Source organism: Parabacteroides sp. AF18-52, from assembly GCF_003479145.1.
GTDB classification, from domain to species: domain Bacteria; phylum Bacteroidota; class Bacteroidia; order Bacteroidales; family Tannerellaceae; genus Parabacteroides; species Parabacteroides faecis.
The window spans coordinates 77566-91073 of record NZ_QUGR01000015.1 but is presented as its reverse complement, the minus strand read 5'-3'; the positions used below and the strand labels follow the sequence as shown (position 1 = coordinate 91073).

General features: G+C 42.9%; 6 protein-coding genes. All 6 read left to right on the top strand.

Going from position 1 to position 13508, the window contains the following annotated elements; all coding sequences use genetic code 11:
• Positions 1-21 precede the first annotated feature (21 nt).
• The 6 genes from DWX23_RS19810 (at position 22) to DWX23_RS19785 (ending at position 13499) form a co-directional block, all read left to right on the top strand.
• A complete protein-coding gene (locus DWX23_RS19810; RefSeq protein WP_122375750.1) occupies positions 22-1497 on the top strand; it encodes a RagB/SusD family nutrient uptake outer membrane protein in 1476 nt (491 codons plus the stop codon).
• An 84-nt stretch (positions 1498-1581) separates the two neighbouring features.
• Positions 1582-5571 (top strand): SUMF1/EgtB/PvdO family nonheme iron enzyme, encoded by a 3990-nt coding sequence (locus DWX23_RS19805; protein WP_122375732.1) that lies wholly within the window; start codon positions 1582-1584, stop codon positions 5569-5571.
• A 7-nt stretch (positions 5572-5578) separates the two neighbouring features.
• Positions 5579-7132, top strand: coding sequence for a hypothetical protein (locus DWX23_RS19800; RefSeq protein WP_122375731.1), 1554 nt, complete (start codon positions 5579-5581; stop codon positions 7130-7132).
• A 207-nt stretch (positions 7133-7339) separates the two neighbouring features.
• Positions 7340-8221 (top strand): FecR family protein, encoded by an 882-nt coding sequence (locus DWX23_RS19795; protein WP_233587696.1) that lies wholly within the window; start codon positions 7340-7342, stop codon positions 8219-8221.
• A 128-nt stretch (positions 8222-8349) separates the two neighbouring features.
• Positions 8350-11724 carry a TonB-dependent receptor gene (locus DWX23_RS19790; RefSeq protein ID WP_233587694.1) on the top strand — a complete coding sequence of 1125 codons (3375 nt, stop codon included), beginning with the start codon at positions 8350-8352 and terminating at the stop codon, positions 11722-11724.
• Positions 11725-11738: 14 nt separating this feature from the next.
• Positions 11739-13499 (top strand): RagB/SusD family nutrient uptake outer membrane protein, encoded by a 1761-nt coding sequence (locus DWX23_RS19785; protein ID WP_122375730.1) that lies wholly within the window; start codon positions 11739-11741, stop codon positions 13497-13499.
• The last annotated feature ends 9 nt before the right edge of the window (positions 13500-13508 follow it).

Below are 13508 nucleotides of genomic sequence, written 5' to 3'. Positions count from 1 at the left end.
AATCGTAAAATAGTTATGAAAATGAATAAACTATCATATATATCACTATTGGCTGCCGGTATGATGACAATATCTTCCTGTTCTGATATTCTGGATACACCTCCGACAACCACTCCGTCAGAAACTATCTTCTGGCAATCCAAGTCTGATTTTGATTCTGCTTTGACTGGTTGTTATCAGGCCATGCAGGAAAATACATTGTCACATCGGTCGATCGTTTTTGACTGTCTGACAGATAATGCTTACGGGAGTTCCGGTTCTTCTTATGTATATTTATCTTATATGATTCAGGCAGACAACATCGATCCGTCGATGACCGGTTTTATACCTGACCTTTACAAAGAAGCTTATTCTGCAATTGCCCGTATGAATATTTTTCTTTATCAGTTGAAAAATTACGAAGGAGCAGATATGAGTAGTATACGTAATCAGTATGAAGGTGAAGTTCTATTTCTTCGTTCTTACTGTTATTATCTGCTTTATTTGTGTTATGGGGAAGTTCCTTATCCAACTGAACCGTTAAATCTTACGACTCAAAACATGCCGAAAGAATCATTGGATACAGTTTATAAAAACCTGATCACTGATTTGCAGGCTGCTATTGACAAAATGGACGATAAAACATTTAAGGGAGCCGGAGGACATGCAACCAAAGGTGCTGCCCAGGGGTTAAAGGCACGTTTGCTGATGTTTCATGCGTATGGTGAAGACGGTAAAATAGCTAACCGTGACGAGGTACAGGAAGCATATAATTTGTTGAATGAAATCAAAGGATATTCATTGACAGAACGTTATGCCGATAATTTTACTTATGATACTCAGGAAGCCAGTACTGAAATTGTTTTCTCTATCAAATATCTGGCTCCCAATAATTATACGGATTTTGACCGTATATATGGCGATTATGCAGCAGTTCGCCCGGTGGCTAATCTAACAAATGATTATGAGGAAGGTGATAATCGTTTAGGACAGATTGTTGCTTTTGATGATAAATATCAATGGCCTGGAGGCGAATTACTGTCATTACCCAAGAGTGATCTGAAGAAAGCGATGGTAAAATATTTGACACCGTTAATGAAAGAAGGTGATTCGTGGGGGGCAAGTTTCCGTAGTGAAACGGATTTCGTCTATCTGCGTTGGGGTGAACTTCTGCTATTGAAAGCTGAAGCTGCTAATGAATTAGGTCTCGGTGGTGTAGCCGAAATGGTCAATCAAGTACGCACACGTGCCGGTTTGGCCGATTTGCCGACAAATCTTACCCAAGATCAGCTACGTGAGAAAATACGTCATGAACGTCGCGTGGAAACTCCGTTTGAGGTAATTCGCTATTATGATATGAAACGTTGGAAAATCATGGATAAATTGAATGGACTGGAACTTGACCCGGCATTGACAGGACATGTAACAGCTTGGTCGAAGGCACACGAATATTTTCCGTTACCACAAGATCAGATCGACTTCTCCAACGGAGTGTTGATCCAGAATCCGAACTATTAATCGTTCGCTAATAATTTAAGTATGGGTGAGGAGCCTCGCTGTTATTGGCGGGGCTTCCTTCTCTGAATATAGGAGATAGATATCATGGAAAAGAGATTAATTATTTTATCAGCCTGCCTTGCTTTTTCACTTTCTGCCTTTTCCCAAAAGCAGAAAAAGCAAGGGAATGCGCCCGCTTCCTGGTCGGAAAGAATCGCTGTTGCCAAACAGAATGCCTATGAGCAAATGAAAAAGAGCTCTCTTCCGGTCGCATCCAAAGTAATAAAAGCAAAGAAAGCAGCTGAAAAGTTTACCGCCGATGTAACAGGACTGGATGAAATCGTGCTTTATACCTGGGGTACTGTCGACGGTACTGCCGACGACCAGGCTGTATGGGCCAATGCACGGCTGATCGCAGCCGACGGCTCGTCTGTCTGGCTGAATGACCTGAAGGATACCTTCAAAGAAACGGGAACAGGGCGCCTGGTCTTTAATGCCAACGCCAAAAATGTTCCGGTCGTTATGGCTGGAAAAACCTATGAACGGACGATCATGGCGAATGCCAATACACAGATCGTCGTACCTTTGGATAAGAAATATGTCCGCTTTGAAGCTGAGATCGGACTGGAAAACCGTTCCTCTGCGGGAACAGTTATTTTCCGCTTGCAAGGAATAACCGGAAAAGAGTTATCCGAAGATATTATTGCCGGTTTCCCGGCTGAATCGGCACAATTCCTTCCGTTTGCCGGAAGTGATATGAAAGCATTGGTTACGACCTATAATGCCGATATAGAAAAACATATCGCTCAGTCCGTTGTCGACCTGTTGACGGATAAGGCGTATTTTACAACCCGGATCGCTACTGTCGGTCAGGAAAAAGAGTTGGATAAACAGGTGATCGCTTATCTGAATATAGCACAGGATGCTATGCAGGTATACGAATTGCAGGAATCTTTGAGTTGGTTGAATGTACGGGCCGTCGAAGAGGCTTTTAATGATATGAAACGTAACAAATCGTTTGACCAGGATACCAATCAATCCAGGCTTTCCATACTGAAAGCATTGGTAAGTAAAGGTTTCTCCGGTATCTATTCGAACGATGCGACTTCTATAAAAGAGGCAAAGGATGCTTTGCAGTTGAAACATGATATCCTGCTGGCTAATCCGGAACTGGATATGGATAAACTGATTGTCGGCCGTTATCATATAGGGACGAATGCCCGGCAGATCAACCCCCGTTCACTGGGTACGCAAAATAATAACTGGTCGAACCAGACTTCCGCCGCCCGTGGCGGATTCGATGCGGAAATCGTCGAATTGTCAAACCTGCGGGGCGATATTCAGTCGCGTACTATCTTCAAACCGGATAACGGCTCGTCCGTTCCCGATCTGAAACTGCATTGGGATGCCGACCGTATCATGTTCTCTATGGTCGATACTGATAAACGCTGGCAGGTCTTTGAAGTCGGTATAGATGGAAAAGGTTTGAAGAAACTGGTTGAATCGCCGGAAAAAGATCTGGAGTTTTTTGATGCCACCTGGCTGCCTTCCGGTAAGATCATGGCCATATCTAATATCGGTTATAACGGCGTGCCTTGTGTCAACGGTAACGACGAAGTAGGTAATATGTGCCTGTACGATCCGAAGGACGGTTCGTTGCGCCGTCTGACATTCGACCAGGATGCTAACTGGTCGCCGGTGTTGATGAATAACGGCAAGGTGATGTACACCCGTTGGGAATATACCGACCTGACGCATTATTTCTCCCGCTTTGTCATGCACATGAATCCGGACGGAACGGAACAGAAAGCACTTTACGGTAGCGGTTCTTATTTTCCGAACAGTACGTTCGATGCCAAGCCGATCCCTGGACAGGCATCCGGTTTTATCGGAATTATTTCCGGTCATCATGGCGTTGCACGTTCCGGTCGCCTGATCCTGTTCGATCCGTCCAAAGGACGTAAGGCTGAACTGGGAATGGTGCAGGAGTTACCTTTCCGTGACCGAAAGATAGAACCGATCGTTAAAGACCGTTTGGTGGATGATGTCTGGCCTCAGTTCATTAAACCTTATCCATTGAATGATAAATATTTCCTGGTAGCTGCCAAATTGAATCCGAATGCTCTGTGGGGTATTTATCTGGTGGATGTATTCGACAATTTAACATTGATTGCAGAATTTGAAGGCGAAGGATTGATCCATCCGATACCGGTCAGAAAGACACCGGTTCCTCCGGTTATCCCTGATCGTACGAAACCCGGAACGAAAGAGGCGACAGTCTTCATTCAGGATATTTACGAAGGAGAAGGATTGAAAGGCGTACCACGCGGTACGGTGAAAGCCTTCCGTGTGCTTTCTTATGAATATGCTTATAACAGAACACCGTCCGATCATTGGGCGCAGGGTGTTCAGAGCGGATGGGATATTAAACGTTTGCTCGGAACCGTTCCGGTAGAAGAAGATGGTTCAGCCTTGTTCACTATACCGGCGAATACGCCTATCTCGCTTCAGCCGCTCGATTCGTGCGGACGTGCGGTACAATGGATGAGGAGCTGGCTGACCGGTATGCCGGGTGAAACCGTTTCCTGTATCGGTTGCCATGAGGATCAGAATCAGATACCTATCCCGAAACGGGTGGTAGCTTCGACAATCAAACCGCATGCCATCACCCTCCCGGAAGGAGGCCAGCGTCCGTTCACCTTTGAACTGGAAGTTCAGCCGATCCTCGACCGGGCTTGTATTGCTTGTCATGACGGTTCCAATAAATTAGCTGACTTTACCGGTGGACGTATCGACAAATTCTCCGGATTTGGTGAAAGTTACCTGAACCTGCATCCATACGTACATCGCCAAGGGCCGGAAGCGGAAATCGAAGTGTTGAACCCTTATGAATATCATGCCTCCACCAGCCAGTTGATCAAGATGCTGAGAACGGGACATCATGGTGTGGAATTAACAGATAAGGAATGGGGTACGCTATATAACTGGATTGACTTTAATGCTCCTTACCATAGTAAGTTTAAGGCAAATATATTTAAAGGCATAGAACAGATCAGCCGTCGTACGGAACTGACCGAAAAATATGCCGGCTCGGGTGTGGACTGGCAGATAGAAATCCGCAACTATGCCGACTATTTGGCTAAACAGCCGAAACCGTCTCCTGTAAAACCTGAACGTCAGGAATATAAAGATAAAGAGGTGAAGGTGAAAGGCTGGCCTTTTGATGCGGATGCAGCCAAAGATATGTTGGCAAAAGAACAGGAGACAAAGAAAAGTATCGAACTGGCTCCGGGCATTGTCATGAATTTTGTCCGTATCCCTGCCGGTCAGTTTGTCATGGGTACAAACCGGAAACATTCCGATTATTCGCCGGCAAACAAGCAGGAAGTGAAAAAAGCCTTCTGGATGGCGGAGATCGAAGTAAGTAACGAACAATTCCGTACGATCTTCCCGGATCATAACAGCCGTTTCGTCAACCAACTTTGGAAAGACCATGTACACGAGGGATATCCGGCTAACAATCCGGAGCAACCTGCTATCCGTGTCAGTTGGGAAGAAGCAATGGCTTTCTGCAAGAAGTTAAGTGAGAAAACAGGCTTGAAAGTGACATTGCCGACAGAGGTGCAATGGGAATGGGCTTGTCGTGCGGGTAGCGGAGACGATTTCTGGTACGGAGCGTTGAATACGGACTTCTCCCAATATGAAAATATGGGTGATAAGCAGTTGAACAAACTGGCGGTAAGAGGTGTGAATCCCCAGCCGATGAGTCCTTCTGATCCCTGGTATAAATATTATACTTTCCAACCGAAAGATAATAATGTAGACGACGGTAACATGCTGATGGTGAAAGGTGGTGGTTATCAGGCAAACCCGTGGGGATTGTATGACATGCAGGGCAATATAGCCGAATGGACACGTTCCGATTATCTGCCTTATCCGTACAGCGAGAAAATGCAGGGTAGCGGATCGGAAAAAGTTGTTCGCGGCGGTTCATGGACCGACCATCCGAAAACGGCAACAGCGTACTATCGCAAATCTTACCTGCCCTGGCAGAAAGTTCATAATGTAGGTTTCCGTGTGATTATAGAAGATTAAGTATAAAGTGAGCGCATTTAAATATGTAATAATTGGATTGGCAGTCGGGGTAACATTCGTTTGTAATGCGCAAACGAAGTTACCTCCGGCATGGCAATCTTCCCTCGTCAGAATCAGTGATGAAGGCACTTTGACGTATGTTCCGGATGAAGACGGAAATACGATCCCGGATTTCAGCCGGGTAGGTTATCACCACGGGGATAAAAGTATTCCCGTATATTCGGTCGTAAAAGAGGTCTTTCCTGCTGAAGAGGGAGATAGCGGTGCATTGATCCAGCAGGCTATCGATGAAGTTGCACGCAGAAGTCCGGATGAGAACGGGCATCGCAGGACCATATTGTTGAAACGGGGTGTGTATAAGATAGCCGGTACGATTGTCATCCATACGAGCGGCATTGTCCTGAAAGGAGAAGGAGACAATATCAATGAAACCCGTTTGATTGCTACCGGAAAAGAAAGACGTTCGTTGATACAGGTGAAAGGTCGTGGGGATATGCAGGAAGTACAGGGTACAAGAGTGAAGATCACAGATGATTTTGTACCGGTCGGCAGTCATTCCTTCTGCGTATCTTCAACCGGAGGATTCAAAGCGGGTGACCGTGTGATCGTTTACCGTCCCGGCACACAGGAGTGGATACATGCCATTAAGATGGACCAGATCGTGGAACGGAAAGGTACGCGCCAATGGACACCGCAGGAATATAACCTGGCGTTTGAACGGGAGATCGTCAAAGTAGAAGGAAACCGTATTTTTATCGACAATCCCGTCGTTATGCAAATGGATAAAAGATTCGGTGGTGGAGAGGTCTATACATATCGTTTTGACGGACGTATCAGCGAAGTCGGTGTATCTGATATCTGCTTTGAGTCTGAATTCGAAGATTACGAGGATCTGGAACATGCTTGGATCGCCGTCGAACTGGATAAGGCGGAGAATTGTTGGGTGAAAAATATTACCGCCCGTTATTTTGCTTACTCGGCTGTCAGTTGTGAACGTTCTGCCAAAAATGTTTCTGTAATAGATTGCCGTTGCCTGGAATCGAAATCTTTGATAACAGGGGGATATCGTTACTCTTTCAACAACTGGGGACAACAAAACCTCTTTATGAACTGCCAGGCTACGGAAGGCCGTCATGATTATGTGACCGGTGCACAGGTTTGCGGACCGAACGTATTCTATAACTGCACGGCTTCCCAGACATTTGCGGATATAGGTCCGCATCATCGTTGGGCGATCGGTACCTTATATGATAATATCGTAACCGATGGAGAAATAAATGTACAGGATCGCGGACAGATGGGAAGCGGTCATGGCTGGGCAGGTGTGACGCAGGTCGTATGGAACTGCCGGGTAAAACGCGCAGCGGTACAGAGTCCGTGGACTTCCGGAAAGAATTATTGTATCGGCTTGAAAGGGGAGAAGTATCCCGGTCATTTTACAGATCGTCCGGATGGCATCTGGGAAGGACGGAATGAAATCAATATCTTCCCCCGTTCCTTGTATATGGCCCAATTGATGGCCCGGCAGAAAAAGAAAGATTTGTGTATTTTAATTAGATAGGTAGTTAGCAACAGCGTAAAGGCGCAGACGATTTTTTTCGTTCTGCGCTTTTTATTTGGGGAGTATATCAGATATGTGCTGATAAATACATCTGTTTGTCAAAAAATACAGCCTTGTTTGTAAGTAATGTCTTGTTTAATTGTGTCATACTATTGAAAACGATACAGATATAGTTAAAGAATAAGAGATATAAGTACACAAACAATAATGATGAACAAGCAGATCAATAAAATATTGGAAGAGAATTTGCTGGATGAAGTAAATGTGAATAAAGAATGGGAACGACTTTATGACACGATTTTACAGGAATCTATGGCTCATTCTGTTTTGAAGAGAAAAAGAAAACTTTTTTCCCATTTTCTGAAATTAGTTGCAGCTGTATTGTTAGGAGCTTTTCTTGCAACCGCTTTTTTTCAGATGAATCCGAAAGATCACTCTTTGAAAAGCTGTTCCTATAAAATAATGACAGGTAAAGGCGAGAAAAGTTTCCTGCAACTTCCTGACGGGACTAAAGTATGGTTAAATACTTGTACTTCACTTGAATATTCGGTGGATTATGGAGTAAATAACCGGAACATAGTCTTGGTTGGTGAAGCCTATTTCGAAGTAGCCAAAAACAGGGATATACCGTTTATTGTAAAAACAGATGGCTTGGAAGTAAAAGCGTTAGGTACGGCCTTTAATGTCTGTGCGTATGAAAATGAAGCCAAATTGACGACAACACTTTTTTCCGGACAAGTGATGGTACATCCTTTCTCTACAAAACAAGAAATCTTATTGAATCCCGATCAGGTAGCTATTTATCATAAAAATGAAAACAAGATAGAGACAATGCCTTATCAGACGCAACTGTTCACTGAATGGAGAGCAGGAGGATTGTCTTTCGAAATGATGTATCTGGAAGAAATAGCGAAGTTACTGGAGCGTAATTATGATGTTGTATTTCATTTCAGGAACCAGCGGATAAAGACATTACGTTTTAGTGGTTATTTTAATAATAATGAATCACTTACGGATATCCTGAAAGTAATAAAAATAAATACATCTATTAATTTTCGGATGGTCAAAGATACGGTTATTATTGAATAGATAGTGTGAATATATAAATATCATAGCCTATGGAATAAAAAGTATAGAAGAAAAAATCATGTATTGTTGTACTTATTATAGCCTATATTCTTATAAACTGATAGTTGTTTAATCTTAAATTAATGATTATGCTAAATTATTTTTCCATAAGGAGTCAGAAAAAATACGGTAGAGTTTGGTATTGCTTTTTCAGGTATATTATACTCATCTGCCTTTGTGCTTTTGTGCTTCCGGTACAGGCTACAACCGGTAAATCGCAAGTGATTACCCTGAATATTTCGCAGGGGAACATTACGGATATATTTAAAGAGATAGAAAAGCAGAGTGACTATCATTTTTTTTATAATGATGAGCAGATCGATACCAATAAGCAAGTGAAAATAAATGTTTTCTCTTCTTCTATAGAGGATGTTCTCAAACAATTGTTTAAAGGAACAAATATTACATATAAGGTAGTAGATCACAGTTATATTGTGTTGACCAATAAATATTTTAAAAATATATCTCCTAATCCGGGTCAGAAAGGTAAGCGTATAACCGGCAGGGTTGTAGATCCGACTGATTCTCCTTTAATAGGTGTAAATGTGGTAGTCGAGGGAACAACTTCGGGTACGATAACCGATCAGAACGGGCAATATTCATTAGAAAATGTTCCGGACAATGCTAATTTACTTTTTTCCTATGTGGGTTATTTACCCCGGACTATAAAAACCGGGAATGAAACCTTACTTAATGTAATCCTGGAAGAAGACACGAAAAGGTTGGACGAAGTGGTGGTGGTAGGATATGGAACCCAGAAAAGGATCAATCTTACCGGAGCGGTACAGAATATTACCAGCCAGGATCTTATCAAACGTAATGTCGGTAATACGTCTACAGCTCTGCAGGGATTGATCCCCGGTGTTTCTGTGGTACAATCATCCGGTAGGCCGGGAGCCGACGGCGGTAATATTACTATCCGGGGAACGGGATCCCTGAACTCTTCTACCTCTCCTCTTATTCTCATTGATGGAGTAGAAGGAGACATCAACAACGTCGATATGAATGCCATTGAATCTGTTTCTATACTGAAAGATGCGGCATCTGCATCTATCTACGGATCGAGAGCTTCCAATGGGGTAGTCCTGGTTACAACGAAACGTGCCCAGGGGGAAGGTGTAAAAGTTTCCTATAACGGTTATGTCGGTTTGAATACACCAACTTCCATGCCTGATCCGGTAAATGCGATCGAGTACATGGAAGCGGTGAATGTTGCTCGTGCCAATGCCGATATGGATCCCCAGTATTCGGAGGATATTCTTAATATATACAGAACACAAGGGGCGGATAACATTAATTATTACGATACGGATTGGAGAAAGGCTGTGATTAAAAATACGGCATTAGTACATAACCACTCTGTCAGTTTAAGCGGAGGATCCAAGATGTTCCATGTTTTTGCAAATGGCGGTTACTATTATCAGGATGGACAAATCTCGAATAACACCTATTCCCGTATGACCTTGCGTCTAAATACAGATGCCCAGTTGACCAAATGGCTGAAGGTTGGTTTGGATGTCAATATTCGTCAGTCGAAAGCAACTAATCCCTGTCTGGACAGCCCGGAAAGCATAATCAACAAAGCTCTTACTTTCACCCCTGTCTTTTCAGGTGTGAATAATGACGGCAGTTGGGGATTCGGACAGAATGGCGACAATCCTATAGCTGTATCCAAAGTAGCCGGTGTTGCGACAGGTGTAACGCCTGAGTTGGGTATAAAAGGATTTGTCTTACTACAGCCTTTCAAAGGTTTTGAAGCATTGGCTAGTTACAGCAGTCGTAAAGTCGAGTATAAGTCGGATTCATTCATCAATCCTTACGACACCTATGAAAACGGTGTTTTTAAAACGACTTATCCGGCTAACGGAAATTCGAAATATGAAGGATGGAGCCAGACGATCACCAATCAGTTCAATGCCCAGGCCTCTTATGAAACGAACATACTCAGAAATTATTTGAAAATATTGGCAGGTATGCAGACAGAAGAACTGACCAACCGGGGATTTTCTGCAAGCAGAAAAGGTTTTGAGTTTGAAGGATTTGAAGAGTTGAATCATGGTGATATTTCAACAGCATCTAATGCCGGAACACGTAACGAATGGGCGATGATGTCGTATTTTGCACGTGTGAATTATGCTTTTGCAGATCGTTATTTGCTGGAGTTGAACGGCAGATGGGATGCTTCTTCCCGTTTTATGAAAGGGCATCGGTGGGGCTTTTTTCCTTCATTTTCTGTTGGTTGGAGAATCTCTGAAGAGTCTTTTTTTCTCCCGGCTAAAAAGTGGGTGGATAATTTAAAAATACGTGCTTCTTATGGAACCTTGGGAAATCAGGATATTATTTTAGGAGGTAATCCCGTTTATTTCCCCTATGCTGCGTCCATAGCTTCCGGTTACGGTTATTGGTTTGATAAGAAAGAAGGGACAGGTGTTGCACAGACCCAGGTAGCCAACGAAAAGATTTCATGGGAAAAGTCGACCCAGTTCAATGCCGGAATAGATGCCGCATTACTCAATTCACGTTTGAGCGTGAATTTTGATTATTATATCCGGAATATAAATAATATGCTTCAACAATTTCCTATCCCGATGTATGTAGGATTGTCATCACCCTGGGAAAATGCCGGTTCTATGCGAAATAACGGCTGGGACCTGTCGGTTTCCTGGCGTGACCGGATAGGAAATGTCGGTTACCATATTACCGGAAATTTATCGGATGTGAAAAATGAAGTTACCAATCTGTATGGGAATGAATATATAGATACACAAATTATCCGCGAAGGACTTCCGCTCCGTTCCTGGTACGGATATGTATCTGATGGTTATTTTCAGACTCAGGAAGAGATCGATGCCTCACCTGTATATGGCGGAAACAAAGAGAATATAAAACCGGGATATATAAGATATAAAGATATTAGCGGACCGGACGGAAAACCGGATGGCGAAATAAATGATTACGACCGTACCGTGATCGGTAATCCGTATGCTCGGTATGAATTTAGTTTAAATCTCGGAGCAGAATGGAAAGGTTTTGATTTTACTGTATTCTTACAAGGTGTTGGAAAACGGGATATCCTATATACTGAAGCGGGGGCACGTCCTTTCTATGTTGGGCGTACTATTTTTAAGAACCAGTTGGATTATTGGACACCGGAAAACAGGAATGCAGAATTCCCGTTGCTTCTGATCGACGGATCCGGCAATAATCCGAATAATATCGTATCTGATTTCTGGATCAAGAGCGGAGCTTATTTACGTATGAAAAATATGGTTGTCGGATATACGTTGCCTAAAAAAATATTAAGTAAATTGCATATCGATAATTTACGAATCTATGCCAGTGCCCAGAATTTATTTACGATTTGTAGTGCTTATAAAGGTTATGATCCTGAAAATTCAGTAGATAGAGGTAGTTTCTACCCGGTAATGCAGACTTTTACATTTGGTGTTGATATTCGTTTTTAAAAAATTATAGATATATGAAAAAGTTATTATTCAATATAATACCAGGAATCATTGTCATAATGCTGGCAGGATGTTCCGATTTTCTCGACAAAACATCTTCCGATTATTCATCTTCCGGTTTCTATCAGTCTGAAGCGGCTATTAAAAGTGGAGCTGAAGGAGTGTATAATTATTTATATATGGAGCTTGGCTATGCCATACCTTTTAATATTTCACTTGATCATTATACCGGTATGGCCTTTGAACGAAATGAAAATACGACGATAGGAGCGGGTGGCGGACTCAATCCGGATAATAATGAAGTAAAAACATTCTGGAATAAATTATATATTGTGATTGCCCGCGCCAACTCCGTGATATACGGATCAAAAGAGTATATTGACGGACTGGGTGATAATGCTCATCAGTATTTGGCAGAAGTGAAAGTGCTCAGGGCGTTCGCCTATTATAATCTGATAGCGACATATGGGGATGTTCCTTTCTTCACAGATCCGGTCACTATTGAGCAATATAAAGAAACTAGGGTTTCCAGAGAAGATATACTTGATTTTATTCTGACTGACCTGGAAGAATCCGCATCAGCTTTACCCTGGATTGCTACAAGCCGTGGACGTGTGGATAAAGCGGTTGCATACGGTTTAAAAGCCCGGGCTGCTCTTTTAGGCGGTAGTCTCAATTATAGGGGACAAGGGGCGGATTATTTCCGTATATCGGCCGAGGCCGCTGGGAAAGTGATCGGACAGAGATCACTGGCTCAGAGTTTTGATGATTTGTTTAATATAACCGGACAGGCAAAGGCTGATGTCAGGAACGAAATGTTATGGGAATTAATGTATTCTGACCAGGGAATAAAAAAGACCCATGTGGTTGCCTTCGGTCAGGTATCCAGAAATACCGGGCAGACAGGTAGACATCCGTCCATGCTTTTAGCAGATACGTATGAATGCATAGACGGAAAGCGTATCGACGAATCTTCATTATACGATCCGCGATATCCGCAGAAGAACCGTGATCCCCGTTTCCGTTCTACACTTTGGATGCACGGCGATACGGCCACTGTGAATAATGGCAATCTTGTACGCCAGATAATCAATGCCTATGATATAGAGGCTCAGTTTTATGATTTCTCTTCAAATACCTGGTATCTGGCAAATAATGCAGATATAAACAGTTCGGCGGCATGGGCCAGTTTTTGTAATGCCGGTGTTGGATATATCTGGGCTAAATTCAGTAATGAAACAGCCGAGAATATCAGTGCCCAAAGTTGTAATATACCGATTATGCGTTATGCTGAAGTCTTATTGACTTATGCAGAGGCTAAAATAGAGTTGAATGAACTGGATAATACGGTATATGATGCTATTAACCAGGTGCGTAACCGGGTAGCTATGCCGGATGTATCGGCAGACCGGATAGGAAATCAGGATAAAATGCGCCAACTGGTCCGTCGTGAACGTAAAGTGGAATTTGCTTTGGAAGGATTGCATCATGTGGATATGAGACGATGGGGGATCGGTGATTTGGAAAATGGCCAACCTACCTACGGACTTCCTTTGCCGGAGATTGGTTATGAAGGTCTGGCTTCTACGGATATACCCAACTTTAAAACGTCTGAACGGACTGATTTGAATGATATCCCCAATTATGACGCTTATAAAAGTAAACTGAAAGTTCGTGACCGGAATCGTTTCTGGAATAAAAAATTTGAATTATGGCCTGTTCCTCAGTTGGAAAGAGACCGGAATCCAAATCTTTCGCAGAATGAAGGTTATTGATAAACCAAA

Bases quoted from the DNA above. Each gene is read 5' to 3' on its own strand.
- DWX23_RS19810 (WP_122375750.1), top strand. From the start codon at position 22: ATGAATAAACTATCATATATATCACTATTGGCTGCCGGTATGATGACA.
- DWX23_RS19805 (WP_122375732.1), top strand. From the start codon at position 1,582: ATGGAAAAGAGATTAATTATTTTATCAGCCTGCCTTGCTTTTTCACTT.
- DWX23_RS19795 (WP_233587696.1), top strand. From the start codon at position 7,340: ATGATGAACAAGCAGATCAATAAAATATTGGAAGAGAATTTGCTGGAT.
- DWX23_RS19790 (WP_233587694.1), top strand. From the start codon at position 8,350: ATGCTAAATTATTTTTCCATAAGGAGTCAGAAAAAATACGGTAGAGTT.
- DWX23_RS19785 (WP_122375730.1), top strand. From the start codon at position 11,739: ATGAAAAAGTTATTATTCAATATAATACCAGGAATCATTGTCATAATG.